This is a genomic window from Synechococcus sp. PCC 6312 (assembly GCF_000316685.1).
In the GTDB taxonomy this organism is placed as follows: Bacteria; Cyanobacteriota; Cyanobacteriia; order Thermosynechococcales; family Thermosynechococcaceae; genus Pseudocalidococcus.
Genome location: NC_019680.1, coordinates 2,514,730 through 2,539,007 on the forward strand (window position 1 = coordinate 2,514,730; position 24,278 = coordinate 2,539,007).

The following is a 24,278-nucleotide window of genomic DNA, read 5'->3' on the forward strand; positions in this document are numbered from 1 at the left end:
GTTTGGGATCAGGGCAAATATTCGGGGGTTTAAGAATTGCTCAGGAGGCTCCAGGCCTGGACTAAGTTTAACTGCATAATAGCGGCGACAATATTGAGAGTTTTCAATTCGGTAAGATTGGGATTTAAGCGGGCAACTTGGTCGAGGGCGGCTTGGGCTTGTCCTCCATGCCATTGGTAAAGATAAACCACGGCTAAATAGGCCCAGGCATAGGGATTTTTGGGATCCAGTTGGGTAATGCGTTGGGCGGTTTGAGTGGCGGCAGGGGCCTGGCGTTGGAGAACCTGGGTTAATAACAGCGTATAAAGTTGCTCCAGATTATCGGGGTCGGTTTGGAGGCGAAATTGAGCGGCCGTGGCCAGTTGTTGATAGTAATCTTGGGTGGGGTCGGCCTGGTTCATCCGGTTGAGATTGTTAAACACAGGATCCAGTTGGCCGCTACGGAGAGCCGGAATCAGTTGCCGAAATTGGCTGAGTAAATCCGGGGTGGTTGTCGGGGAGAGGGGAATTTTATCATCTAAGGTCATTTGGGCGGTGGTGGCCAGGGGATAACTCTCTTGGGAAACCCGATTCACATAGGCAGCGGTTAAACCATAGGGGCCTGGGGCGAGTCCAGTGGGTAAGGGCATCACCAACCGCTCCAATACACAAAAATTCTCCCTTGCAGCAGATTGACTTAGGCTCCGGCCTCGATCCAGATTTCCCAGGCCAATGCCATGATCATGCACCCAGGCCTGGTGTTGTAGAGCCTTGCTCGTTCGTAGAGCATTTTGCCAGGTGAGAATCAAGACTCCCTGCTCTAAGGCATCCCAAGGGCCACAAACTTGATAGGTGACGGGAATGGCCTGTTGGGGATTAACAGCAGTGGGGACTTTCACCTCTTGCAGTCTAATTTGGGGGCTTTGGCTGGCCTGGGGTGCAACTTCAATTTGGGGGGACTGTTGTTGGTAAAGTTTAAGTTCACTGCCATCGGCTAAATTCCAGGCCTGGGCCAGGCGTAAATTTGGACTCGTTGGAATCCGTTGAGCAAGGGCCGCTTTTCCAGGGGCAAAATTATGATCCACGCCCTGAACCCCAGTTTTGATGATGAACCAGGGGAAATCATCCAGGTCCTTGGCAACCCCTTCCGGTTGGAATCCCACTTCCCGAGCAAAGACACGAAAATCCTCCACCTGCCCGTAATAGTTCAAATTCATCGGGTTCACGGTGGCCGTATTGGGAATCACCGCCAGGGTTGAGCGTAAATAGGGCTGGGCCTGGGCGATGGTTTGCGTCACTTCCGCCAGGGGATAAGCGGGGCCGGGGCTGGGTAAATGACGGCCACTCCACTGACTCAATAGGGGGATCGGAAACCAATTACCCAAGGCCCAGGCAAGGGTGAGCGCGGCGGCCAGAGTTGGTAAAATTCCGGCCCAGGCCCTAGACCAAACCGTAAACCCCCGACTTAAGAGCACTAAAAGAATCGGCACAATCGGGACAATATGGCGCGGATCCTTGTTTTGGGGAATTGAGAATAAGACATAGGTTCCCAAAAGGAAAATCAGTAACCAAGCTCCACTTTGCCAGGGCTGCGGATTGATCCGAATATTACCCCGCCAGAGGGTATAGCCTAACCAGAGTAAAAAACTCCCCAGAGATAACCAGAGAACTGGCCCAGTGACGAGATCGGGTAGTTGACGCAGGTAGTAGCTCCAGTTTGACCCAACATCCCCTGGAATTACCCCCTCTGGTTGCCAGTTGCGATTGGAGCGATCCGTAGAAGTCAGAATGGTCAGCCAGTTGGCCTGGAACCAAAAACCAGCCGTCCATAAGGCCACCAGGCCCAGGCAGAGGAATTGTCCCCAGCGGCCCCAGGATTTAGCTTTGCTGATTTCGATCAACATCCAGGCCAAAGGCACAGCAAAGAATAGAATGGCGGTTGGTTTTGTCAGAATGGTTAGCCCCAGGCCACCGCCCGTTAATCCAGCCCAGAGCCAACTCCAACCCGTGCTCCTTTTGTGCAGTAGCGACCAGCGCCAGGCCGTCAGACCCCAAAACGTCAGCGTCACCATCGCCACCAGGCCATAGTCCAGCAGATAGTCCAAACGCAACTGGATCAAAAAAGGCATCCACAACGAAAATCCGGCGGCCCATAGACCTGTAGCTCGTCCGGCACTCTCAAACAGCAGTCGCCCCAGGCCATAGGTGGCAACCAGTAAAATCGCCGTGAATAATAAATTAACCGCAATGGCCACATCCACCCCAGTTCCCCAGAAAGTCAGAAAGGGCACTGTTGCTAAATAGACTAGGGGAGCTCGATAACTGGGGGATAATCGCCACAGACTGGCCCACCATTCGCCTGAAAACAGGTTGGGTTGCCAAAAGGCCCGCCAATAGTCCAAGGCTCGACTGAGATGATCCCCCTGATCCCAGGCCGGCACGGAATGGTCCAACTGCAACCAGAGGCGATCAAAGATCGTTGCCCCCAGCCAGAGCATGACTAAAATCAGCGGATCACGCCATCGAGGAATTGAACGAGTTAGGAATTTAGACAAGGGATGCAGGGCCTAGTAGAGGAAAAGCAGTTACAACCACAACTCAGGGGAGTATGGCATGACCAAACTATCACAAAGCCGTTTAGCCATTATTTTTTATTTTCTCTAGGCTTATTTCTGTAGAGCTTTGAGAGCTTTTCCTTTTTACAAGTTCTGGAATCAGCCAAAATGTTGATGATGTCCATCGGGAAACTTGGTGCGAAAGTCATAAATGATTCCCTTGCTCTCTAGACCCATACTTTGAAACAGATTTGTGCCTTGGAGTTGGGCCTGATCTAGTACCGCTGCGTCTAAGTTGGCCCGGCTTAAAATAGCATCTCGTAAATCAGCCCCCGCCAAGTTCGCCCCCCGCAGATCGGCTCGCGTTAGATCGGCCCCCTGTAGATTTGCCCCCTGTAGGTTTGCCGCCCGAAGGTTAGCCCGAGAAAGATTGGCCCCAGCTAAGTTTGCCGCTGTTAAGTTGGCCTGGTAGAGTTGGGTATCCCCTAGTTCCGCCTCCGTAAAATTGGCTTTAATTAAAATGGCGCGTTGGAGTTGGGCGTAAGGGAGGTAGGCCTGGGAAAGATTAGCCGCAGTTAAATTGACATCCGCCAGCAAAGCCTCAAAATAGTCTAATTTGGACAGATTCGCGCCGCAAAAATTACGCTCTCCGGCCAGATAGGCTTGAATGAATTCCTCACGATTTAAGCTGGTCATAGTCTGCTTCTGAGTCAAGCTATCGTCATTTCTGCCAAAACTGAGGCATTCAAAACGACCACCCGTGATGGTTTCAAGTATCTTTGTGTTTCATTCCTCAGCGAAATGACTATCAGGCTGGTCAGAATAAACCCCTCAACAATGGCTAAGTATTTGTGCTTAGTTACGTTCTTTGAATGTAAGGGGCCGACATACAAAACTTAATCTTGCTTAATCTTTTCTTAAGCCCTGCCAAGCTCCAGGCCGGGGTCAAAATCACGGCACAATGAAATCAGTTTCTCCGTCCCTCCTTGCCCTATGTCTCTGGCCCAGCACTATCACGAGCGCACCAAATACGATCCGGTCACTATTCGGCAACGGGGCAAAGCCTTAGATTTTAGTCAGCAGCCTATTCCCTATAAGGACTACAAATTTGGGCATCTGATTAACCTGAAGCAGCTACCCGCAGATTTAGATCCCAACCTAGGTGAGCGTTTATCCCGCTTTTTCTATCTGAGTTATGGCATTACCGCCGCCGTTGCCACCCCTGGAGACCCCTACTATTTACGGGCGGCCCCCTCGGCAGGTGGACTCTATCCGGCTGAACTGTATCTGATTGCCCGTCAAGATAGTTGCTTACCCGCTGGACTTTATAACTACCAGGCCCGCCCCCACGGTTTGATTCACTTCTGGGAAAGTAATGTCTGGTCGGCGTTGCAATCGGCCTGTTTTTGGCATCCGGTTTTAGATCATGTCACGTTGGCGGTAGTGCTGACGGCGGTGTTCTATCGCTCGGCCTGGCGCTATGAGGATCGGGCTTATCGGCGGATTGGCCTGGATTCGGGTCATTTGCTGGGCAACATTGAACTAGCTGCCAACTTGAATGATTTCCGGGCCCATTTGCTAGGGGGGTTTGTGGACTCGGCCTTGAATGATTTGCTTTACTTAGATAGCGATCAAGAGGCTGTCCTCGTTGTGATTGGTTTGGCGGATCTGCTCAAAGTTTCCGAAAATCTGCCCCACTTACCCACGGTGCTCCCGTCCCCCATCTGTCCCACGATTCCCAAAATTGCTGATGGGGATTTGCTTCATGAATGTCACCAGGCCAGTCAAATTACGGCAACCGACTTAACCTATATCCCCAAGCCCCAGGCCGACCCCGATGGTGTGGTTTTAGATTTATGTACGGGTGTAGCGATCATGCCGCCCCCAGAACCGGAACCTGAGCCAGAGCCGGAACCCACCCCAGATTTATATGATTTTCCCGGCTTAACTCGCGTTCACTTAGGGGTAGAGCCAATCAACTGGCAACAAAATTGCACTGGCCTGGAAAACACTATTTTACGGCGGCGTTCAACTCGAGTCTATTCGGGCGGCAGTATCACCCAGGCCCAACTGGCCCAAATTTTGGATTTCGCCTATCACCCCGAACATTATCAACCCCAAGGCCTGGATGAGACCCCGGATTATTTCTGTTTGAACTTGATTAAAACCTTTGTCGCCGTCTCTGAGGTGAAAGGTCTTGAGGCGGGCTGTTACTATTACGCGCCCCAGGCCAAGGAACTCCGCCAAATCCGATTTAAGAATTTCCGCACCGAACTTCATCACCTCAGCTTGGGCCAGGAATTGGGGCGGGATGCAGCGGCGGTGGTCTTTCAAACGGCGAATTTAGAAGCAGCGATTACAGAATTGGGAGAACGGGCCTATCGCTACTTGCATATGGATGCCGGACATTTGGGCCAACGCCTCAACTTAGCCGCCATGCAGTTAAATTTGGGTGCCAGTGGCATTGCCGGATTTTTTGATGATCAGGTGAATGAAGTTCTGGGGATACCCGTGGATGATGCGGTGTTGTATTTAACCACTTTGGGAGTGCCGGCCTAGCCATGAAGTTAACCACCCGTGGCCATTACAGCGTTAAAGCCTTACTGGATCTCAGTTTGCAACCCAACTACGGCCCCGCTTCGGTGCGGGATATTGCCCAACGCCAGGATTTACCGGCCCCCTATTTAGAAAAACTCCTCATTGAAATGCGGCGAGCAGGGTTAGTTAATTCCCTAAGGGGTTCCCAAGGTGGCTATCAATTGGCTCAAGCTCCGGGTCAGATTTCTCTGGGGCAAATCCTCCAGGCCGTGGGTGAATCGAGCCAGCCCTTATTCTTAGACGATACTCCCCCAGATTTAGCCGCTGCCGATTGGGTCACCGTTAGCCTTTGGAAACGCCTCCATCAAAAGTTAAGGGATGCCCTGTTTAATATTTCCCTTGAAGATTTATATTACGATGCCCGCAGTTGGCAAGCGGCCCAAGGGGAAAGTGCCAGTTTTGTGGTTTAAGGTTTGAGTGACCCCAGCATTTTCAATTTCAATCAGTACATTGACTTCAAGCCAACCCCAACGCGCCAAGATGAGTCGCCGATTTGAGTATCCCAGCTTGGGCAAAAATCACCCCAGTTGAGCCATGATCCAGAGCACAACTATTAGCACTGTAGGGTAGGACAAAAAGAAATTTTGATCATTTCAGAACAGCCTTTGTAATGCTGGAACTTCCATCCTGGGATGAGTTTGGAGGATGTTCACAGTCACCCGCTATCACCTGGGAAGGTTTCTAGCCTAGCCTCAATTGTGGATTGAATTGGCCCCCAATGCTCTAGTGGCCAGTAACAAAAAGCAGCCCGCCCCAATAGGGAATTTTCTGGAAGAAACCCCCAAACATGGGAATCATTACTGTTATTGCGGTTATCCCCCATGACAAACAAGCTATGCTCAGGCACTCGCACTGGCGGAAGTTCATAGTTGGGTGGTTCAGCAATATACGGCTCAGGTAAAGGTAAGCCATCCACATAAACCCTGCCTTGATGAACTTGTACAACTTGTCCAGGCAGGCCAATCACTCGCTTAATAAAGGCTTGATCGGGTTTATAGCCAAAGGCTTGGAGGTAGGGCGGTGGCTGAAATACGACAATATCACCAGCTTTGGGAGAACGCTGATAGTAGGAAATCTTCTCGACCACAATTCGATCTCCAGGCCAGAGGGTCGGTTCCATAGACTCAGAAGGAATATAACGGGACTCTGCGACCCAAAACCGTAAGAGTAGGGCTAACCCCAAAGCAATCAAAATCAAAAGCAAATTTCCTTTTTGGGCCTGCCAGAGCCGTGGCCAGAGAGAAGAGGAGTTGTGAGAAGTCATGGGCAATAGGAGGAGGGGCAATTTAAATGTCAAATGATCACTGGAATAAGCTTTTTAAGCCTTCTTTGAGTGTGTCATAAAGGCTTGTCCCGCCCCAAACCAAAGCGGCAATGATTGAGGTGGATAAGATAGCGCCCATCAGACAAAGCACCAGGCCCCCCAAGCAAATGACCCCATCATCATCCAGTAAGCCGAAGCCAACGACAAAAATGCCCATCGCGGGTAGGGTATTCGTGCCAGGAATGGGAATCATCATGGAAATGGCCATCAACGCAATCGCCATCCCCAAAATCACCCGGCCTGGCGTACTGGTACAGATGGGTAATAGGCGCGGCCGGGAAATAGCTTCAATCCGCTTCAGCCAAGGAATCCCCGCTTTAATCACTCCTTGGGCCTGGGGCAAGGGAATTTGGTAGTGCATGATTTTATTGGGAAGCCACGGTGTCGTTTTCCCGGCAATCAGTTGCAGTGCGAGTAAAAATAGGGCCACTCCAAAGGGGGTTGAATAACCAGGGGCCGGAATTGGCAATGCCGAGGGGAGGGAGAGAATCACCAATAAAAAACCAAAGATGCGTTCTCCGGCCTGGTCAAGAAGGGCGGCTAGGCTGACGGTTTCCATCTCCGGGGGAGGAGACTCGATAAAATAACGATGCAGGTCTTGGGAGAGTTTGGCCATGGTGGGGACAGAAATTAAGCGCGATGTTTAGCTTACCAGGCCTGTCAGTGGATTAATCGGAGTTTGTCATGCTGTACCGCCGTTTTGGCCGCACCAACTTAGCTATGCCTGTTTTTTCCTGTGGGGGAATGCGTTATCAATACAAATGGCAAGATGCACCCCTGACAGAGATTCCTACAGATAATCAAAATAATCTAGAAGCGACCATTCACCAGGCCCTCGATTTGGGCATTAACCACATTGAAACCGCGCGGGGTTATGGAACATCCGAACTCCAACTTGGGCAAATCCTCCCCAATATTCCCCGCAAGAAATTGATTGTCCAGACCAAAGTCTCCCCTTGTCCCAACCCCAGTGAATTTCGGCAAACCCTTGAGCAGTCCCTTGGCAACCTGAACTTAGACTATGTGGATCTGTTGGGGATTCATGGGATCAATAACGCCGAATTATTGGAGCAAACCCTCCGGCCTGGGGGCTGTTTGGATGTGGCGCGCGAGTTTCAAGCCCAAGGACGGGTGCGGTTTATTGGTTTTTCGACCCACGGCCCCCTAGATCTGATTCTGTCAGCCGTTGAATCCGGCCAATTTGACTACATTAACCTCCACTGGTACTACATTAATCAGACCAACTGGCCCGCCATTCTCGCAGCCCAAAAACAGGATATGGGGGTCTTTATTATCAGCCCAACCAACAAAGGGGGAATGCTGAATCAACCACCCGCCCGCCTTGTGGAGCTTTGCCAACCCCTAAGTCCCATGGTCTTTAATGATCTGTTTTGTCTGAGTCATCCCGAAGTCCATACCCTGAGTATCGGTGCTGCCCGGCCAGAAGATTTTCCGGAACATTTGCAAGCTTTAGAGTTGTTGCCCCAGGCCGATGAACTGTTACCACCCATCCTCAACCGCTTAAACCAGGCCCTGATTGATACCCTTGGCCAAGACTGGTGTGATACCTGGGCACAAGGCCTACCAAACTATAGAAAGACTCCTGGACAAATTAATATTCAGATGATCCTCTGGTTGCGGAACCTGGCATTGGCCTGGGGACTGGTGGATTATGCCCAGATGCGCTACAACCTGCTGGGGAATGGTAGTCATTGGTTTCCGGGTGAACAAGCCAAAGACCTAGACAGGCGCAATCTTCAGCAACTCCAACAATGCCTCCAGAACAGTCCCCATCAAGCCATCATTCCTCAGTTACTCCTAGAAACCCATCAACTCCTGGGCGGGGCGGCCCAAAAACGCTTATCCCAAAGTTAAAGGAACGTATTGTTAGATCCAGAACAGTGCGAAAATTATCGGTTAACTGAATCCCGGCTCATCTTGAATAGTCTAGGCTGAATTGTTCGTCTTTCTGCCATGTAGCGTTATACCTGGGAGTCTTGTATGATTGCGCCTCAACCTAGTGATAGTGATCCATTTTGGGAAAATCAATATGCAAGACTACTAATTGGGCTAGTTTCTCTCATGCTGATTCCCACCCTTTTTTCAGCGCATTGGACATCATTAGTTTCCTTCAGTTTAGAAACATTGGTAATTGTGCTGATCTTGCAGATTTTACGAGCTCGGCGATCAAGATTTTATACTTACTTAGTCGTCAGTTTAGCTATCTTTGCCTTAGAACTATTGGACTATTTTTCTAACAATGTTCAACAAGCTATTGGCATCGTGATTGACTTATTGACAGGAGTAGTTCATTTAACCTTTAGCTTCATGGTCATTCAAGTCATTCTCAAGAAAATATTTTCGCAGCAATCTGTAACGAGAGACTCAATTTTAGGCGGGGTCAGTGTCTATTTACTGCTGGGATTTAGCTGGTCATTTGCCTATCGGATGCTTTACAACCTGGATAGTAGCAGTTTTAACTTGAGTAAAGGGGTAGATATTTCCTGGGAACTTGGATATTTCAGTTTTGTCACGCTAACAACGGTGGGGTATGGGGATGTTACGCCTGCCAGTGGGGTCACTATGGCCTTATCCATTCTTGAGGCATTAACAGGGCAAATGTATCCAGCGATTATTATTTCCTGCTTAATTAGTCAATTTCTAAATTCCCGGCCCGCAGGGCGCCCCTAAGCCAGCCACCAAAACTTAAATTCTTCATTCCCAATCATGCTATACAATACCGTTGAGAGAACTCGGTCATGATGCAATTCGGCAAAGGCCAGCAATGAAGTATTTTTTCTTATCTGAAGGCTGGGAAGTCGGCCGGGTTTGGGAACCTGGGGGTATTTGGAGTCTAGCAGTCTGGAGACGAGAACCGATTATTGAGCAAACGACCTTAGTTGTCCTTGAGCAAGAAGAACGTCTTTGCCTGTACCAAGTTGAGGACGCAGTTTTGATGGTGGAAGTTAAGCCCGGCCCCAATCTTATCCATCATTCTGGGCAACAGGGAATTGGCCAGGTTGTCCTCAAACGATTAATGACTGCCGAGCAAGTTCTGAGCTACTTAGTCTCTAATGGTAGTGTCCACAGGATTGAGCGTCTTTCCCCACCCCAAAACCCGTCAGAAGTTTCTTTAGTCAGTTAATGGATTAACGTCGATCCTGTGAGATGCCCACTCCTGGTAGGGATGCTGATTAAGGTAAGCATTAAAGTAGCGATGATCCTGACTCACTTCCCGGCCAATCCAATCTGGAATTACCAACGCTTGCTCTGGATGGCTTAATTCGACTTCTGCTAGGATCAGGCCTTGGTTTTCACCCCAAAACTCATCCACTTCCCACACCAAAGGGGCCTGTTCAATCCGATAACGGGTTTTCTTAATCAAGGGCTGATAACAAAGATGCTTGAGTAATTCCCAGGCCTCATCCACCGGAATCTGATACTCATACTCCCGCCGACTAATCCCTGTTGTTGCGGATTTGATCGTTAAAAAGCCCTGATCTCCAGCCACCCGTACCCGCACAGACCGCCCCACTTCCCGCGTCAAATATCCCTGAGCATAGGACACACCTGTTTCTGCTATCTTGCGCCAGGCCTGACCTTGGACTAAAAATTTCCGTTCAATCTCTAGCCCCATACCTGAACCTAAATGCAATGGACTAATAGGAAAGGATTAGCTCTCCAGAGAAGCAGACGTTGTACTGGGTAATAGCCGTTGTTCTTCTAATGCCGCCTTATACCGCTCCAGATCTTCCTCTAGGTTGGCAATCTGCTCTTCTCGATTTCCCATTTCTCGGCGAACTGTAATAATCCGCTGTACCTGTGTCCAAACACTAAACACCCAGGCCATCACTGCCCCAAAACCAACTGCAACAATCAACTCAATGCACAAGGGGGCCTGGATACTAATGCCTTCTACCAACTTGATAGACACGGGTTGGGTATTTTGAATACTAAATAAAACCAATGCCAAGGCAATGACAAAAATCATGAAGAAGTTAACTTGGCGCATGGATTCCTCCTAGTTCTTGCCCATTCTAATCTACACTAATTAGTCCCTATTCCTACAGCCTAACCCAGAAAAATTTTCCACCCCAAAAAAACAGAAAATCCCTCACCCAACAACAGGCAAGGGATCAATAAACAAAACTCTAACAAATCGGCTTTATCCAGATTCCTTAGGACTAAGCCAATCATCCAAGATTCAGGATTAAAACCCGGTTAAACCTAGGCATCCTGCTCAATATAAAGAAACAACAACCCCATCACAACTACGGGCATTAACCAGCAGACAACTGGAATAAAAATCCAAGGTAAAAACGAAGCCGCGTAATCACCACTCATGGGTTAATCTCCTTATCTTTTGTGAATAAACAGTAAACTAGTTGAAGAATCCCGTCATGATCCCGTCAACGACCGAGAAGTTTTCCAACAAGAAAAAGGCAACGAAGGCACCGCCCATTGCGCCAACAAAAAAGCCAGCAGTTAACTGACTCCACCCTTCACTGGATTTCAGAGCATCGGAGGATGGTTTTTGAAACGAAGCCAGGCCATAGGCCGCCATACAAGCCGTTGCCAGAAGGATCAAGGCAATGCCAGAGATCAAACCGCCTAAATTGGCTACATCCGAATCCCGTAAGGGGCCAAGTTTTACCCAAGGGCCAATTAAGAAATAACCGTGCGCCATTCCCACTTCCAAACCGCGCAAAATGGGCGACAGGCCTGGACGATAGATGGGCAAATTGCCAATAAACGTTTTGGTAAAGCTGGAATCCGAAATGGGTGTGGATAAATGCCCCGCAAAGGGATCCCCCCCATAAGGCTTAACTAATTCTTCGGCCATAGTTATTATTTCCTCAGACGGTCAAAGCCTCTGCAATTGGGCAAAGGTCTCAAGGAGATATTCTAGGGAAGTTAGGGTTAGGCTAGGCGATCTCGATACCATCTCTTCAAGAAACTTCATTATTTGTAATCTCCACTGCCCCTCTTTCGCCCCCTTGGAGACCCCCACGACCCGACCAGAAAAGAGACAATAAAAATTACCTTAAAGATTCCTGACTTGCGCCCCATTGCCCCTGCTTGCCTATGTCTCCCCACTCCCCAAAATCTCCTGGCCAGATCATCAACCTTGCCGAATTTCTGACTGCGGCCCAGGCCAGCCCAACTGTCTCAGCCCCCCTCCTACCTCCCCCCCTGACTCGTCCCTATCGTTTTGAAGATATTGGCTGGAAACCCCTAGTTAACTACATCCCCACTCCCCAAAAGTCCCTAGCAGCCACCACAGAAACCGATCTAGATTGGCTAGACTAACTGGCCCATCCCCATCAACTCATCCCTAGAAACATCCAGGCCCCGCCCTAGAGCAAACCACTGTAGGATTAAAAGGAGTCGCATTGTTGTCATGTCTAAGCCATGTTGAAAGCAATTTTTGGGGATCCAAACCAACGCAAGCTAAAAAAATATCAACCCTTGGTGAGTGACATCAACCTCCTCGAAGAAGACATCCAACCCCTCAGTGATGCCGAACTCCAGGCCAAGACCGGTGAATTTAAGCAACGTCTAGAAAAAGGGGAAACCCTGGATGATCTCTTACCCGAAGCCTTTGCTGTCGTTAGAGAAGCCTCGCGTCGGGTCTTAGGATTGCGTCACTTTGATGTGCAGCTGATTGGCGGCATGATTCTCCACGATGGTCAAATTGCCGAGATGAAAACCGGGGAAGGCAAAACCCTCGTCTCAACTCTGCCGGCCTATCTCAACGCGCTAACCGGGAAAGGGGTTCACATCATTACCGTCAATGATTACCTGGCCCGGCGAGATGCGGAATGGATGGGGCAAGTCCATCGGTTTTTGGGGCTAACGGTGGGACTGATTCAACAGCAAATGCCGCCCCAAGAACGCCAAAAAAGCTATGCCTGCGATATCACCTATGCCACTAACAGCGAGATTGGCTTTGACTATTTGCGAGACAACATGGCCACCTCCATGGCAGAAGTTGTCCAGCGGCCGTTTCATTTTTGCGTCATTGATGAAGTTGATTCAGTTCTGATTGACGAAGCCCGCACCCCCTTAATCATTTCCGGTCAAGTTGAGCGGCCCACGGAAAAATATCTGAAAGCCTCTGAGATTGCCCGGAGTTTGAATGCAGAAGTCCACTACGAAGTCGATGAAAAGGCCCGTAATGTCCTGATGACCGATGAAGGGTTTATTGAAGCCGAGAAACTCTTGGGCGTGGACGACCTTTTTGACCCGGAAGACCCCTGGGCCCACTACATTTTCAACGCCATCAAAGCCAAAGAACTGTTCATTAAAGATGTGAACTATATCATTCGAGGCGAAGAAATTGTCATTGTGGACGAGTTTACCGGACGGGTGATGCCAGGCCGGCGCTGGAGTGACGGATTACACCAGGCCATTGAGGCGAAAGAGCGAGTCGAAATCCAAAACGAATCCCAAACCTTAGCCACCATTACCTACCAAAACCTGTTCTTGCTCTATCCCAAACTGGGGGGGATGACCGGCACGGCTAAAACCGAAGAAGCAGAACTGGAAAAAATCTATAAACTCGAAGTCACTGTTGTCCCGACCAATCGCACCAGTAGTCGCCGGGATATTTCCGATGTGGTCTACAAAACGGAAATGGCCAAGTGGCAGGCGGTAGCCCAAGAATGTGCGGAGATGCATAGTGCTGGCCGGCCGGTACTCGTGGGTACAACCAGCGTGGAAAAATCCGAAATCCTCTCGGTACTCCTCCAACAGCAGGGGATTCCCCACAACCTCTTAAACGCCAAACCGGAAAATGTCGAGCGAGAATCAGAAATTATTGCCCAGGCCGGTCGTAAAGGTGCGGTAACCATCTCAACTAATATGGCTGGGCGGGGGACGGACATTATTTTGGGCGGCAATGCCGAATACATGGCCCGGCTCAAGGTGCGGGAATTTTTCATGCCTCGAATTGTCATGCCCGAAAGTGATGATCCCATGTCCCTCCTGAGTTTGATGGGGAATCATCGCCAAGGTGGACAAGGTTTTGGCCAAGAGGTAAAACAAAAATCCTGGAAAGTCTCCACTGAGATTTTTCCCACCGAAATCTCCAAAGATGCCGAGGCTCTCATTCGTGCTGCTGTGGATTTTGCCGTCAAGGAATATGGCGAGCGGAGTTTACCGGAGTTACAAGCCGAGGATATGATTGCTGTTGCCGCCGAAAAAGCCCCGACCCAAGACCCTGTCATTCAGAAGTTGCGGGAGGCCTACAATCAAATTCGCCGCGAGTACGAAGCCTTTACGGGGCGAGAGCATCAAGAGGTGGTGGAACTGGGGGGCCTGCACGTCATTGGCACAGAACGCCATGAATCCCGCCGGATTGATAACCAGTTACGGGGGCGGGCCGGACGACAAGGGGATCCAGGTTCGACTCGCTTTTTCCTCAGCCTAGAAGACAACCTACTGCGGATTTTTGGCGGTGATCGGGTGGCCTCGTTGATGAATGCCTTCCGGGTCGAAGAGGATATGCCCATTGAGTCGCGAATCTTGACCGGTAGCTTGGAAAACGCCCAGAAGAAAGTGGAAACCTACTACTACGACATCCGCAAACAGGTGTTCGAGTATGACGAGGTGATGAACAACCAACGGCGGGCGATTTACGCGGAACGGCGGCGGGTTTTGGAAGGGGAAGATCTGAAGGATCGCGTCCTTGAGTATGCCGAAAAAACCATGGATGATATTGTCGTAGCCTACGTCAACCCAGAACTCCCTGCGGAGGAATGGGACTTAGCCAGTTTGGTCAGTAAAGTACAGGAATTTGTCTATTTACTTGCAGATTTAGAGCCGGAACATCTGGCTAATCTCAGCGTGGCCGAAATGCAACTGTTTCTCCATGAACAAGTCCGCACGGCCTATGAACGCAAGGAAGCGGAAATTGATCAAATCCAGGCCGGGTTAATGCGCCAGGCCGAGCGGTTCTTTATCCTCCAACAGATTGATACACTTTGGCGGGAACATCTGCAACAAATGGATGCTCTACGGGAGTCGGTGGGTCTGCGCGGCTATGGTCAAGAAGACCCCTTGGTGGAATACAAACGGGAAGGCTATGAGATTTTCCTCGACATGATGATTATGATCCGCCGTAATGTGGTTTACTCTCTGTTCCAATTCCAGCCCCAAATGCCGGCCACAACAACGGAAGTGACGACAGAAGTTGTTTAAAACTCAAGAGCAATCTGGTTAAACATAATGACCAATACCCTTACCTCAATCCCATTAGTTACGGATGTTTGGTTGCCAGCAACTTGGGCTGAATTCATGGGCCTGGTGAATCAAACCGAGCCGGATACCAACAAACTTAAGTTTTACTACAACAACGGCTGGATGAGGATGGAAACAATGCCAACCGGATCGAATCATAGCCAAGATAATACCGTTGTCGGCCTTCTAGTTAGTCTCTACTGCACAATCAAAGGCATACCTTGTAAAGGATTAACGAATGGTAGTTTCCGAGCCATCGGTCACTATGAATGTCAGCCAGATTTGGCCTATTACATGGGTGATAATCTAAGATTTCCAACAAGAACAAATAGCCCGATTAATTTAAGGGAGTTTGGCCCACCTGATTTAGTGATTGAAATTTCGGCAACTTCCTTGAGTAGTGATTTAGGACAAAAACGCCTCCTTTATGAACAGTTAAATGTCAAAGAATATTGGGTTATAGATGTCACATCAGTTTCAGTGATTGCTTTTGAGATTATTGATGGCGGAAGTCGGCAAATTACAAGCTCATTGGTCTTACCAGGCCTGCCCTTAGACCTGATTAAGCAAGCTTTGCAACGCAGCCAATCCCAAGATGACGGGATGATCAGTCGGTGGTTATTGGAAGAGTTTCAAATTAGCTGAGTCCTGTAGGCGGATTCACCACAGTTAACCTAACCTGATGCTACAGCGTTACCCAGACTGTTCTGAAAGAGTAGAACACTTCAAAGAAAGAACTATGTTCCTATCTAGCCCTAAAGGAGAAACGCTATAGTTCTTGTTCCCTAGACTTTGGTTAGAGGTGGCTCTGGAATTGGGGCTGGGTCTTTTGCGTCTAGATCGGCCGGTACTTGGTTTTGCAGGGCAGTTTCCGCCAGTTGACGCAGTTGCAGGCTGGGGGGATATTGGTGACTTTGCTTGATTTGTTTCAAGTCTGGAGCCATGACAACCCAGTTTAGAGATTGAGCCAGGGCCTGGAAAATATCACCCCGATCAATAACTCCGGCTACGGCTCCAGCAGGGGATAGAACCGTCACATAACGGCAGGCCTGGGTTTCCAACTGGACAATAATTTCTGCCAGGGAGTTAGATTCAGCGCAGGTCGGTACATTATCCAAGGCAGTGGTTAGGGCCATGACTGTTAATTGATCCCACTGACTCCGCTCGATCGGACTGAGAAGACTGGGATCGACTTGTCCCCGATAGCGTCCCTCACTAGCCGAAAAATAAGCCGTGGGTTGTTGGTCTGCTAATAATAAATACCGCTCGGCAAATTCCCGTAAAGACAGGCTGGCTTCCACAACTCGAAAGTCGCGGGACAGGGCCTGGGCTGCGGTTACAGTTAAGAGGGCCTCTTGAATGTTGGTCATCCGATTATAGAGAGAAGCATTACGAATCCCAAACCAGCCTAAAAGGGCCAACCACAGACCATTACCCACCCCCAGTAAGGCTAAACTTGCTGTCCCCAGGATAATGCCAGTCCATCCCAAAACCTGTCCTGATCGAGCCGCCCAGCGGACACCTTGAAAGCGATTTCCAGTGACTTTCCAAACCGTCGCCTTGAGCACTTGGCCACCATCAAGGGGTAAACCGGGCAAAAGATTAAATATGCCTAAAACCAAGTTAATGCCACTCAAGTTACTGGCTAAGACTTGGCCAGGAGTATCTATTGGCAAGACTGCTTTTAAACCAAACAAAATTGCTGCTAGGGTAAAACTAACTAGGGGGCCAGCGATGGCAACTTGAAACGCCTGGCCGGGTGTGGCCGACTCTCGCTCAATTGCCGCAATCCCCCCAAATAAAAACAGGGTAATCCGGTTAACTTGAATGCCTTGGGAACGAGCCACCAAACTATGGCCAAGCTCATGGAGCAATACTGAAGTGAACAATAAGATTGCCATCGCAAATCCCGCTGCCCAGGCCCAGGCCCCCCAAGCCGGATACTCCCGCTGCCAATCTGAGCCATTCAGGAACGTAAACAGACCCACTACCAAAAACCAAGAGCTATCCAGAAATAGCGGAATTCCAAATAACTGCCCTACTTGCCAGCTTTTACCCATACTCACCCCGACGCGTGCGCCTGATCAATGTCCTTCGCCTACTTCCAGTCTAAAGGCCGACGTTTCAGACCGGCTCCTTGCCATCCTGCACCCAAAGCGAATCACGACAAGTTCACGCGATAAAAACCAGACACAAACAACCCGGAAATACCATAACAGGTTATGCCTTCAAGCTTTCTACTATTTTTAAAATTTTTAAATCATTTGTGTAGGGCTATCTCCGCTCAAAGAGTTCTCTCTTGTTTTCTCCACCCCTGCGGACTAAAATCAGCCATAATTTCATGAATTTTTCTGAGCTTGGCTGCGATTAAGTAGTTATCTAGTCACCTCAGCCGCAATCACCCTCACCCAATGCCAGGCCTGGATTGTGATCCCTCCTGTCCAGGATATTAATTATGTTCATAAACTATCGCTGGTGTGTAATCTAGGTTGTTAGACAGGTTCTCTAGTTTCAAATAAGTTCAATAATGTCTAGGGTGTGGTGGGTCATTTAAATTTATGAGCAACAATTTACTCAATCTCATGTCACGACTAGGTATCAGTGGGGCCGTCAGTTTCTTGTCCCCAACCTGCACTTTAGCCCAAACGGCCCCAGTCAACCCTACCCAACAGCAAATCCAGCCCCCTCTACCAATTGTCCCCCCCTTACCAACTCAGCCAGCGGAACCTCTCGTTACGCCGCCGCCGCCAACCCCAACGCCCCCCCTCTCCAGCCAACCGCAAATTCCAGTTGCCAAAATTAACGTGGTTGGGAGTACGATTTTTGCCCCAGCCCAGCTTGATCCGATTACCGCCCCCCTCCTGAACCGGACAGTCAGCCTACAAGAGTTACAAGGGGCTGCGGATGCCATTACCCAACTCTACTTGGATGGGGGATATCTCACTTCACGGGCCGTTTTGGGCGAACAAACTATTGCGGGTGGGGTGGTTACCATTCGGGTCATTGAAGGTCGGCTTGAGGAAATTAAAGTTACAGGTAACGAGGGCTTACTGAAAACTTACATCACGAGTCGGATTCAGTTAGGTGCAGGAGTTCCCCTCAATAGCAATGCCTTAGAAGAGCAGTTACGCTTACTCAAGGTTGATCCGCTGTTTAAGAATGTTTCGGCCAGCCTCCAACCGGGGACCACAGAGGGAGCCAGTATTTTAGCGGTGCGCGTTGACCAGGCCCGCCGTCCCAATGGTCTTTTGGGTCTGGACACCAATACCCCTCCAGCCATCGCCCCCGAACGCGGGTTCCTTAATTTTTCCTATCGGAATCTTTCTGGGGTAGGGGATACGATTTATGGCTCCTATGCCGTTGGGGTTAACCTGGGCGAGTTTGATTGGGGCGCATCTAATACCTATGAATTTGGCTACAGTATTCCCGTGAATGCCCTTAATGGGACATTTTCCATCCGCACCGTTCAGGGGGATAGCCGGATTACCCAAGCCGTTGGTCAGGATTTGGGGATTCGCTCCAACTCTAGTGTCTATCAAGTCAACTTCCGGCAACCCATTATTCGCTCGATTCGCCAAGAACTGGCCCTATCCGTGGGCTTTACCCAGCAAAGTGGGCAGACGTTTTTGTTTAACGACACACCCTTTCCCTTTGGCATTGGCCCGGACGCGAATGGTTATAGTCGCACCAGCGTTGTGGACTTTACCCAAGATTATGTGCATCGGGATAACTCCGGGGCCTGGGTGTTGCGCTCACAGCTTAACTTTGGGCTGCCAATTTTTGACGCGACTGAAAATCCTGGACCAATTCCCAGCGGTAAGTTCTTTAGTTGGTTAGCCCAAGGACAGCGGGTGCAACAGCTTTGGGAGGATAATTTTGTCATTCTCCGCTCCAGCCTGCAATTGTCACCCAATAACCTTTTAGCCTTCAACCAGTTTGTGATTGGCGGTGAAACCTCAGTCCGGGGCTATGCCACCAATGCTCGGTCTGGGGATAACGGCTTTCAATTCTCCACCGAAGGGCGGTTTCCGATTATTCGCAATGCTGATAATGCCCCCATGTTGCAGCTTGTTCCCTTGCTAGATTTTGGGATTGTCTGGAATAACCCTAGTAACCCCAATGGGGCCGTGGCCAATAATGTTTTATTAGGCTCTGGTTTAGGCCTGATTTATCAACCAACTCCAGACATTGATATTAAGTTCGGCTATGCTGTGCCAGTCTTTAATGTGCCCGGCCAGGGATCGAGCCTACAATCCGATGGCTTTTACTTCAGTATTATTGGTCGCCCATAGTCTCAGGGGCCAGTCAAACCAATGAAACACGCAAAACTGCCATCTGTCATGGTTTCAGGTATATTTGTGTTTCATTCCTAAGCGAAATGACTATACATCGGAATGAACAACGCCATATTGTTTGATCCTGATACTCCGTCTGCTTTTGGTGGGGAGGCTTCTTGGGGAAATCATGTCTGAAGCAAAATGGTTATCGGTGATTGGTGTCGGGGCAGAGGGCTTAACTGGGCTATCGGAGGTGGCGCGATTTCTGCTGCATCAGGCGGAGGTCATTGTTGGCGGTCAACGGCACTTAGGGATGCTTCCAGACTCTGATCTGCGGCCGAGGCTGGCCTGGGATAGTCCAATTACGATCACCCTCGATCAAATTGCGGCCCGGCGCGGCGAATCGGTTTGTGTTTTAGCCAGTGGGGATCCGCTTTTTTATGGCATTGGTGGGCCATTACTGGAACGTTTTTCCATTGATGAGATGACCATTATCCCGGCTGTTTCTGCCTTGGCTTTGGCCTGTAGTCGATTGGGCTGGGCCTGGGTGGATGTTGAGGTGGTTAGCTTGTGTGGTCGCCCCTTAGAGTTGCTGCATACTCTCCTGTATCCAGGGGCAAAGATCATTGCTCTCAGTGCCACAGGGGATACTCCTCGCAAGGTTGCTCAAACATTAACAAAACGCGGCTATGGGGACAGCGACTTATGCATTTTGGAAAATCTCGGGCATCCCCAAGAGAGAGTGATTAAAACCCAAGCAGGGGCCTGGGCAGAACAGGAAATCGCCAACCTCAATATCATCGGTATCCATTGTCAAAGGACTCCTGAAGCGGCTGAATTAAGAGTTTTTCCTCGTTCCCGTTTAGCTGGTTTATCAGATTTGGCTTATCGCCATGATGGCCAACTGACCAAACAAGAAGTCCGGGCCATGACCTTAGCCGCCTTAGCTCCTTTACCCGGCCAACTCCTCTGGGATGTGGGCGCTGGTTGTGGCTCGATTGGCATTGAATGGTTACGGGCCCATCCTCGCTGCCAGGCCATTGCCATTGAACGACACCCCCAACGCCTGCAACGGATTGCGGAAAATGCGGCCAACTTGGGAGTTCCCAATCTGAAAATTGTTCATGGAGTTGCCCCAGAGATTTTGGTTGACCTCCCACAACCCGATGCGATTTTTATTGGCGGGGGAGTTCACATTGCTGGGATGCTAGAAACTGCTTGGCAGGCCTTAAAACCAGGGGGCAGATTAGTGGTCAATGCCGTCACCGTAGTCAGCGAGCAACTGATCTTTCATTGGCAACAACAAGTGGGGGGCACCCTGCGGCGAATTGCAATTCAACGGGCCGAACCCTTGGGAACTTACCTGGCCTGGCGATCCTTAGCTCCAGTAACTCAATGGCAAGTGCTTAAAACCTAAGTGAATCATCGGCCTGCCCTAAAAACTGTTACCTAAAGGCACAATGGGGTGTGGAAAATACTTGAGTCTTTCGATAACTAGGATCAATGATTCAGCCACCCAGAAAAACGTGAGATCAGGGATTCTTGCTCCCCCAGGCCTGGGGAAATGGGGCTAAAAATGCCAAGATAAATCTAGGGAAATATGAAGGAATGTAACAATGCCCGATCAACTGATCCGTGCCACTGCTGCTGCTGAAGGAATCCGGGCTGTGGGAGTGATCACAACTCGTCTCACGGAAGAGGCTCGCCAACGCCACCAACTTTCCTATGTTGCTACCGCCGCTCTAGGTAGAACAATGGCCGCCGGATTACTGTTAGCCTCCAACATGAAACAGCCCCAGGCCCGAGTTAATATTCGAGTTCAAGGCAATGGCCCCCTCGGAATTGTCTTTGCGGATGCAGGCTGTGATGGCACGGTGCGCGGCTATGTCCAAAACCCAGAGATTGAATTACCCCCCAATCAATCTGGCAAGTTAGATGTGGGTGGTGCAGTCGGGGCTTCTGGCTTTCTCTATGTCATCCGCGATATTGGCTACGGCTATCCCTACTCCAGCACCGTGGAACTCGTCTCAGGGGAAATTGGCGATGATGTTACCTATTATTTAGCAACCTCTGAACAAACACCTTCGGCCCTGATGTTAGGGGTTTTTGTCGGCCAAAATGGCACTGAAGCCGCCGGGGGAATCTTACTGCAAATTCTGCCCCAGGCCGTGGAGAATGAGGCATTAATTGCAACCTTGGAATCACGGGTGGCGGCCTTGCAGGGCTTTACGCCGATGCTGCGAGCGGGCAAAACTCTCCCGGAAATGTTTGAGCAGTTGTTGGGGGATCTGGACTTGAAAATTCTGCCGCAAAATCAATTATTACGGTTTCACTGTGGTTGTACCCATGAACGGATGCTGGGAGCCTTAAAAATCCTCGGGGAAGCAGAACTCAAGGATATCCTCATGACTGAAACATTTGCTGAGGCTACCTGCCATTTTTGTAACGAGGTTTATCACGCTAATAGTAGGGAACTTGAACAATTATTGGCAGAACTGCAACAGGAAACAGCCACCTCAAGTTAGGGACTTTAGGAGTTTACTAAATAACTGGATTAACGCCCCCCCAGCCCTGGGGCAGATTTACAAAAGATTCGCTAGAGTGGCAGTAGTCTCCTGATAAGGCAATGCCTACCTGACACCCTTTACTTGGAGGGCATGATGATGTGTATTTGTGTCAACTGTGCCTTTGTGGATCGCTGCACAACCTATTACGCCGTGGAAGAGCAGCACCAACAACCCCATCTCACTGATGAGCCGAGTTTTGAACCCGATCAACCCACGATTAATGTCAATATCCGTACCTTTGGTGAAGAAATTCAACTGGAATGGGATGTCATTGGCTGCGCCAGTTTTCAGCTAGAGGCGGGGCGATGGTCGCGCTTACGGCCGGGGGAATTGATTCCAACCTAAATGTTGCCAGCCACCTGAATCATTGGCAGAACTCTACTTTCTGGTACTAACAACCTCTATGGCTGAGGAAAAATATCCCCTTGGGACTGGCTCCAGAAGTGTAAAGAAAATTTACAATGGGAGGGTTAGCCCGTGAAACAGGTAGGGGTATGTATATTCCTTGGGTAGGTAAAGTCAAGCGACCATTGCCTTGGTTGCTGGGTCTGGGTCTGGCTGGGGTGATCATAGCCGCTGGTGGGATATGGGTGAGCCACTCGAGTCACAAGTTAGATCTGGCTCCCTACACGGTTGCTGTCCAACGCGGGGATAATTTGACCTTACGGATTACGGCCAGCGGCAAGGTTGTGCCCATTCAAACCGTCAATATTAGCCCCAAAAACTCGGGTCAACTGGCCCAACTGTATGTGGAACAGGGAGATTTGGTTAAAAAAGGGGAAATTATTGCTCGGATGGATCCTCGGGATGCCCAGGCCCAATTAGACCTTGCCCAGGCCCAACTTGCCGATGCCATAGCCCGCCGAGATCGCACCCAGGCCGGGAATCGCCGCCAAGAAATTGCCCAGGCCCAAAACCAAGTCACTGCGGCCCAGGCCCGGATGAAGTTGGCCCAAGAACGCTTAAAACGCAATCAAACCTTAGCCGCAGAGGGGGCCATTAGTCGCGATAGTTTAGATGCCTTAATTGCTGACAATGATGCCACCGCTGCCAGTCTTCAAGAAGCTCGTAAACGCCTGGATTTGCTCCGGGAAGGGGCCAGGGTCGAGGATATTCGCCAAGCCAATGCCCAGGTTGCCGCATCTAAAGCCCAGGTTGAGGCCGCCAAAGTCGTGTTAGCCGATACGGTGATTCGGGCCCCCTTTAGCGGAATTATTACCCAAAAATATGCCACTCCCGGCGCGTTTGTCACCCCAACCACAAGTGCTTCCTCCACCACCTCTGCCACCTCAACCTCCATTGTTGCCATTGCCGAGGGGTTGGAAGTGATTGCCCAAGTCCCAGAAGTGGATATTGGCCAAATCAAGCTGGGGATGCCGGTGGATATTGTCGCTGATGCATTCCCCGATCAAACCTTTAGCGGGGATGTTCGCCTCGTCGCTCCAGAAGCTGTGGTTGAGCAAAATGTGACGTTCTTTCAAGTCCGTGTCAAGATTCGCACTGGCCTGGACAAGCTGCGCTCCGGGATGAACGTAGATCTAGTCTTTATCGGTCAATCCCTCCCCAATGCCCTGCTGATTCCCACGGTTGCCATTGCCACTGAAAAGGGGAAAACGGGAGTCTATGTGCCTGGGCCCGATCAAAAACCTGTCTTTCGGCCAATTACCACGGGCTCTAGCATTGAGGATCAAACCCAAGTCCTTGAAGGTCTCCAGGCCGAGGATGTGATTTTTGTTGATTTTCCCAAGCAACTGCGACCCAAGCAAGATAGCTAGGAGCACTGTGGCCTGGATCAGGGCAAGGTCTTGAGGCAGGGATTAATGATTGTCAGGTTGCCAATACAACAGGAAAAGGCCGTTAAGCGTTTCTTGGCGAGGAGACTACTCGTTTTTTGCGGGTGATCTCCACTTTGACAGCCCTGAGTCCTGCTGAAAGAGATGTCATTCCTTGGTATCGAGTGGTTGCCGCTCCAGGCCAAATCACAGCCCCTCATCCCGCCAAAGCCGAAACTCAGAAACTTGCTCTAGAACAGGAAGGCCTGTTTTTCCAAGGGAAACGGGAGATTGTCAATTTTGCCGAATACTTTATTGCCGCAGATGATCTCAACAGTGGGATTTCCCGTCAAGTGCGACCACAACCCTGTTGACGTAGCCTCCCATAGGAACAAATAATCTGCTCTAGCTTACTTTAGTCTAAGCACCAGATTACGCGTCATTTGGCTGGAATCGGTAATGCTATATCATCAAAACAATCTTGTTTCGGGGTGAGAGGATGAAACAGTCTTGGCTCATGGGTGTGGGTTTACTGACCCTGTGTTCTGTGATCAGTATTCGCCCTGCCGCCGCTCATCCCCATAACAATCCCACCACTGCCCTTACTCCCCCTGCCCCCTATCCCAACAGCCTCAAGCCTGGCTCCAATGAAATGCTCCGGGCCCCAACCGCCATGGCCGAGGGAGTAGAGGTGATTATTTCCGATGTGATTATTCCTCCCAATTCACGCTTGCCGCGCCACTACCATCCAGGGGAGGAGTTTATCTATGTGATTGAAGGAGAGGTCGTCCATGTGGAGGAGGGAAAACCGGACCGGATTGTTAGGGCTGGGGAAACAGTGGTCATTCCGCCCAAGGTGATTCATGCTCCCTACACAACCGATCAAGCCGCTCGGGCAATTGTCTTTCGGGTTCATGTGGCAGGGCAACCGGAACGGATTCTAGTTGAGGATAAATAAGCTCGGT

Annotated in this window: 24 protein-coding genes; 15 read left to right on the top strand and 9 right to left on the bottom strand. The window is 50.0% G+C overall.

Annotated features, from left to right (window positions below):
- Positions 1 to 29: 29 nt before the first annotated feature.
- The gene (locus tag SYN6312_RS12275; protein ID WP_015125208.1) at positions 30 to 2,534 is read right to left on the bottom strand and encodes a hypothetical protein; all 2,505 of its coding nucleotides are present in this window, start codon (positions 2,532 to 2,534) and stop codon (positions 30 to 32) included.
- Positions 2,535 to 2,693: 159 nt separating this feature from the next.
- Positions 2,694 to 3,230 (bottom strand): pentapeptide repeat-containing protein, encoded by a 537-nt coding sequence (locus SYN6312_RS12280; protein WP_015125209.1) that lies wholly within the window; start codon positions 3,228 to 3,230, stop codon positions 2,694 to 2,696.
- 297 nt (positions 3,231 to 3,527) lie between these two features.
- Here SYN6312_RS12280 and SYN6312_RS12285 point away from each other — a divergent pair, with 297 nt between their 5' ends.
- Both SYN6312_RS12285 and SYN6312_RS12290 read left to right on the top strand, forming a co-directional pair.
- Positions 3,528 to 5,093, top strand: a complete 1,566-nt coding sequence (locus SYN6312_RS12285) for a SagB/ThcOx family dehydrogenase (protein ID WP_015125210.1) — start codon at positions 3,528 to 3,530, stop codon at positions 5,091 to 5,093.
- Positions 5,094 to 5,095: 2 nt separating this feature from the next.
- A complete protein-coding gene (locus SYN6312_RS12290) occupies positions 5,096 to 5,542 on the top strand; it encodes an RrF2 family transcriptional regulator (RefSeq protein ID WP_015125211.1) in 447 nt (148 codons plus the stop codon).
- 245 nt (positions 5,543 to 5,787) lie between these two features.
- Here SYN6312_RS12290 and lepB read toward each other — a convergent pair whose 3' ends face one another.
- Both lepB and SYN6312_RS12300 read right to left on the bottom strand, forming a co-directional pair.
- Positions 5,788 to 6,396, bottom strand: coding sequence for a signal peptidase I (gene lepB, locus SYN6312_RS12295; RefSeq protein ID WP_015125212.1), 609 nt, complete (start codon positions 6,394 to 6,396; stop codon positions 5,788 to 5,790).
- A gap of 37 nt (positions 6,397 to 6,433) precedes the next feature.
- Positions 6,434 to 7,072, bottom strand: a complete 639-nt coding sequence (locus SYN6312_RS12300; protein WP_015125213.1) for an exopolysaccharide biosynthesis protein — start codon at positions 7,070 to 7,072, stop codon at positions 6,434 to 6,436.
- A gap of 68 nt (positions 7,073 to 7,140) precedes the next feature.
- Here SYN6312_RS12300 and SYN6312_RS12305 point away from each other — a divergent pair, with 68 nt between their 5' ends.
- From SYN6312_RS12305 to SYN6312_RS12315, 3 genes are all read left to right on the top strand, one after another.
- The gene (locus SYN6312_RS12305; RefSeq protein ID WP_015125214.1) at positions 7,141 to 8,331 is read left to right on the top strand and encodes an aldo/keto reductase; all 1,191 of its coding nucleotides are present in this window, start codon (positions 7,141 to 7,143) and stop codon (positions 8,329 to 8,331) included.
- Positions 8,332 to 8,538: 207 nt separating this feature from the next.
- A complete protein-coding gene (locus tag SYN6312_RS18390; RefSeq protein WP_172636055.1) occupies positions 8,539 to 9,147 on the top strand; it encodes a potassium channel family protein in 609 nt (202 codons plus the stop codon).
- A 94-nt stretch (positions 9,148 to 9,241) separates the two neighbouring features.
- Positions 9,242 to 9,601 carry a hypothetical protein gene (locus tag SYN6312_RS12315; RefSeq protein ID WP_015125216.1) on the top strand — a complete coding sequence of 120 codons (360 nt, stop codon included), beginning with the start codon at positions 9,242 to 9,244 and terminating at the stop codon, positions 9,599 to 9,601.
- On the opposite strand, the gene SYN6312_RS12320 is transcribed toward SYN6312_RS12315, so the two are convergent.
- From SYN6312_RS12320 to SYN6312_RS12335, 4 genes are all read right to left on the bottom strand, one after another.
- Entirely contained in the window at positions 9,590 to 10,093 is a 504-nt protein-coding gene (locus tag SYN6312_RS12320) for a CYTH domain-containing protein (protein WP_015125217.1), read from the bottom strand. The genes SYN6312_RS12315 and SYN6312_RS12320 overlap by 12 nt on opposite strands.
- Before the next feature lie 36 nt (positions 10,094 to 10,129).
- Positions 10,130 to 10,468 (bottom strand): lipopolysaccharide assembly LapA domain-containing protein, encoded by a 339-nt coding sequence (locus SYN6312_RS12325; RefSeq protein ID WP_015125218.1) that lies wholly within the window; start codon positions 10,466 to 10,468, stop codon positions 10,130 to 10,132.
- A gap of 215 nt (positions 10,469 to 10,683) precedes the next feature.
- On the bottom strand, positions 10,684 to 10,800 hold the full coding sequence (locus tag SYN6312_RS12330; RefSeq protein ID WP_015125219.1) for a photosystem I reaction center subunit VIII: 117 nt from the start codon (positions 10,798 to 10,800) through the stop codon (positions 10,684 to 10,686).
- A gap of 37 nt (positions 10,801 to 10,837) precedes the next feature.
- The gene (locus SYN6312_RS12335; protein WP_015125220.1) at positions 10,838 to 11,299 is read right to left on the bottom strand and encodes a photosystem I reaction center protein subunit XI; all 462 of its coding nucleotides are present in this window, start codon (positions 11,297 to 11,299) and stop codon (positions 10,838 to 10,840) included.
- A 242-nt stretch (positions 11,300 to 11,541) separates the two neighbouring features.
- On the opposite strand from SYN6312_RS12335, the gene SYN6312_RS12340 reads away from it, so the two are divergent.
- The 3 genes from SYN6312_RS12340 to SYN6312_RS12350 all read left to right on the top strand — a co-directional run bounded on the left by SYN6312_RS12340 (position 11,542) and on the right by SYN6312_RS12350 (position 15,342).
- Entirely contained in the window at positions 11,542 to 11,766 is a 225-nt protein-coding gene (locus SYN6312_RS12340) for a hypothetical protein (RefSeq protein WP_015125221.1), read from the top strand.
- A gap of 102 nt (positions 11,767 to 11,868) precedes the next feature.
- Positions 11,869 to 14,658: a preprotein translocase subunit SecA gene (gene secA / locus SYN6312_RS12345; protein ID WP_015125222.1), complete on the top strand. Its 2,790-nt coding sequence runs from the start codon at positions 11,869 to 11,871 to the stop codon at positions 14,656 to 14,658.
- Positions 14,659 to 14,685: 27 nt separating this feature from the next.
- Positions 14,686 to 15,342 carry a Uma2 family endonuclease gene (locus tag SYN6312_RS12350; RefSeq protein ID WP_015125223.1) on the top strand — a complete coding sequence of 219 codons (657 nt, stop codon included), beginning with the start codon at positions 14,686 to 14,688 and terminating at the stop codon, positions 15,340 to 15,342.
- Between the two features lie 140 nt (positions 15,343 to 15,482).
- On the opposite strand, the gene SYN6312_RS12355 is transcribed toward SYN6312_RS12350, so the two are convergent.
- A complete protein-coding gene (locus SYN6312_RS12355; RefSeq protein ID WP_015125224.1) occupies positions 15,483 to 16,757 on the bottom strand; it encodes a site-2 protease family protein in 1,275 nt (424 codons plus the stop codon).
- Between the two features lie 498 nt (positions 16,758 to 17,255).
- On the opposite strand from SYN6312_RS12355, the gene SYN6312_RS12360 reads away from it, so the two are divergent.
- From SYN6312_RS12360 to SYN6312_RS12390, 7 genes are all read left to right on the top strand, one after another.
- Positions 17,256 to 18,989: a ShlB/FhaC/HecB family hemolysin secretion/activation protein gene (locus tag SYN6312_RS12360; protein ID WP_015125225.1), complete on the top strand. Its 1,734-nt coding sequence runs from the start codon at positions 17,256 to 17,258 to the stop codon at positions 18,987 to 18,989.
- A 172-nt stretch (positions 18,990 to 19,161) separates the two neighbouring features.
- On the top strand, positions 19,162 to 20,391 hold the full coding sequence (locus SYN6312_RS12365; protein WP_015125226.1) for a bifunctional cobalt-precorrin-7 (C(5))-methyltransferase/cobalt-precorrin-6B (C(15))-methyltransferase: 1,230 nt from the start codon (positions 19,162 to 19,164) through the stop codon (positions 20,389 to 20,391).
- Between the two features lie 199 nt (positions 20,392 to 20,590).
- A complete protein-coding gene (hslO, locus tag SYN6312_RS12370) occupies positions 20,591 to 21,499 on the top strand; it encodes an Hsp33 family molecular chaperone HslO (protein ID WP_015125227.1) in 909 nt (302 codons plus the stop codon).
- Positions 21,500 to 21,637: 138 nt separating this feature from the next.
- On the top strand, positions 21,638 to 21,886 hold the full coding sequence (locus tag SYN6312_RS12375) for a Ycf34 family protein (protein ID WP_041430846.1): 249 nt from the start codon (positions 21,638 to 21,640) through the stop codon (positions 21,884 to 21,886).
- A 149-nt stretch (positions 21,887 to 22,035) separates the two neighbouring features.
- Positions 22,036 to 23,316 (top strand): efflux RND transporter periplasmic adaptor subunit, encoded by a 1,281-nt coding sequence (locus SYN6312_RS12380; protein ID WP_015125229.1) that lies wholly within the window; start codon positions 22,036 to 22,038, stop codon positions 23,314 to 23,316.
- Between the two features lie 134 nt (positions 23,317 to 23,450).
- Entirely contained in the window at positions 23,451 to 23,687 is a 237-nt protein-coding gene (locus SYN6312_RS12385) for an MGMT family protein (protein WP_216594147.1), read from the top strand.
- Between the two features lie 125 nt (positions 23,688 to 23,812).
- Positions 23,813 to 24,271, top strand: coding sequence for a cupin domain-containing protein (locus SYN6312_RS12390; RefSeq protein WP_015125230.1), 459 nt, complete (start codon positions 23,813 to 23,815; stop codon positions 24,269 to 24,271).
- Positions 24,272 to 24,278: the final 7 nt, after the last annotated feature.

Bases quoted from the DNA above. Each gene is read 5' to 3' on its own strand.
- SYN6312_RS12325 (WP_015125218.1), bottom strand. From the start codon at position 10,468: ATGCGCCAAGTTAACTTCTTCATGATTTTTGTCATTGCCTTGGCATTG.
- SYN6312_RS12360 (WP_015125225.1), top strand. From the start codon at position 17,256: ATGAGCAACAATTTACTCAATCTCATGTCACGACTAGGTATCAGTGGG.
- hslO (WP_015125227.1), top strand. From the start codon at position 20,591: ATGCCCGATCAACTGATCCGTGCCACTGCTGCTGCTGAAGGAATCCGG.
- SYN6312_RS12375 (WP_041430846.1), top strand. From the start codon at position 21,638: ATGTGTATTTGTGTCAACTGTGCCTTTGTGGATCGCTGCACAACCTAT.
- SYN6312_RS12335 (WP_015125220.1), bottom strand. From the start codon at position 11,299: ATGGCCGAAGAATTAGTTAAGCCTTATGGGGGGGATCCCTTTGCGGGG.
- SYN6312_RS12330 (WP_015125219.1), bottom strand. From the start codon at position 10,800: ATGAGTGGTGATTACGCGGCTTCGTTTTTACCTTGGATTTTTATTCCA.
- SYN6312_RS12380 (WP_015125229.1), top strand. From the start codon at position 22,036: ATGTATATTCCTTGGGTAGGTAAAGTCAAGCGACCATTGCCTTGGTTG.
- SYN6312_RS18390 (WP_172636055.1), top strand. From the start codon at position 8,539: ATGCTGATTCCCACCCTTTTTTCAGCGCATTGGACATCATTAGTTTCC.
- SYN6312_RS12340 (WP_015125221.1), top strand. From the start codon at position 11,542: ATGTCTCCCCACTCCCCAAAATCTCCTGGCCAGATCATCAACCTTGCC.
- SYN6312_RS12290 (WP_015125211.1), top strand. From the start codon at position 5,096: ATGAAGTTAACCACCCGTGGCCATTACAGCGTTAAAGCCTTACTGGAT.
- SYN6312_RS12280 (WP_015125209.1), bottom strand. From the start codon at position 3,230: ATGACCAGCTTAAATCGTGAGGAATTCATTCAAGCCTATCTGGCCGGA.
- SYN6312_RS12285 (WP_015125210.1), top strand. From the start codon at position 3,528: ATGTCTCTGGCCCAGCACTATCACGAGCGCACCAAATACGATCCGGTC.
- SYN6312_RS12355 (WP_015125224.1), bottom strand. From the start codon at position 16,757: ATGGGTAAAAGCTGGCAAGTAGGGCAGTTATTTGGAATTCCGCTATTT.
- SYN6312_RS12390 (WP_015125230.1), top strand. From the start codon at position 23,813: ATGAAACAGTCTTGGCTCATGGGTGTGGGTTTACTGACCCTGTGTTCT.
- SYN6312_RS12305 (WP_015125214.1), top strand. From the start codon at position 7,141: ATGCTGTACCGCCGTTTTGGCCGCACCAACTTAGCTATGCCTGTTTTT.
- SYN6312_RS12315 (WP_015125216.1), top strand. From the start codon at position 9,242: ATGAAGTATTTTTTCTTATCTGAAGGCTGGGAAGTCGGCCGGGTTTGG.
- lepB (WP_015125212.1), bottom strand. From the start codon at position 6,396: ATGACTTCTCACAACTCCTCTTCTCTCTGGCCACGGCTCTGGCAGGCC.
- SYN6312_RS12300 (WP_015125213.1), bottom strand. From the start codon at position 7,072: ATGGCCAAACTCTCCCAAGACCTGCATCGTTATTTTATCGAGTCTCCT.
- SYN6312_RS12320 (WP_015125217.1), bottom strand. From the start codon at position 10,093: ATGGGGCTAGAGATTGAACGGAAATTTTTAGTCCAAGGTCAGGCCTGG.
- secA (WP_015125222.1), top strand. From the start codon at position 11,869: ATGTTGAAAGCAATTTTTGGGGATCCAAACCAACGCAAGCTAAAAAAA.
- SYN6312_RS12350 (WP_015125223.1), top strand. From the start codon at position 14,686: ATGACCAATACCCTTACCTCAATCCCATTAGTTACGGATGTTTGGTTG.
- SYN6312_RS12365 (WP_015125226.1), top strand. From the start codon at position 19,162: ATGTCTGAAGCAAAATGGTTATCGGTGATTGGTGTCGGGGCAGAGGGC.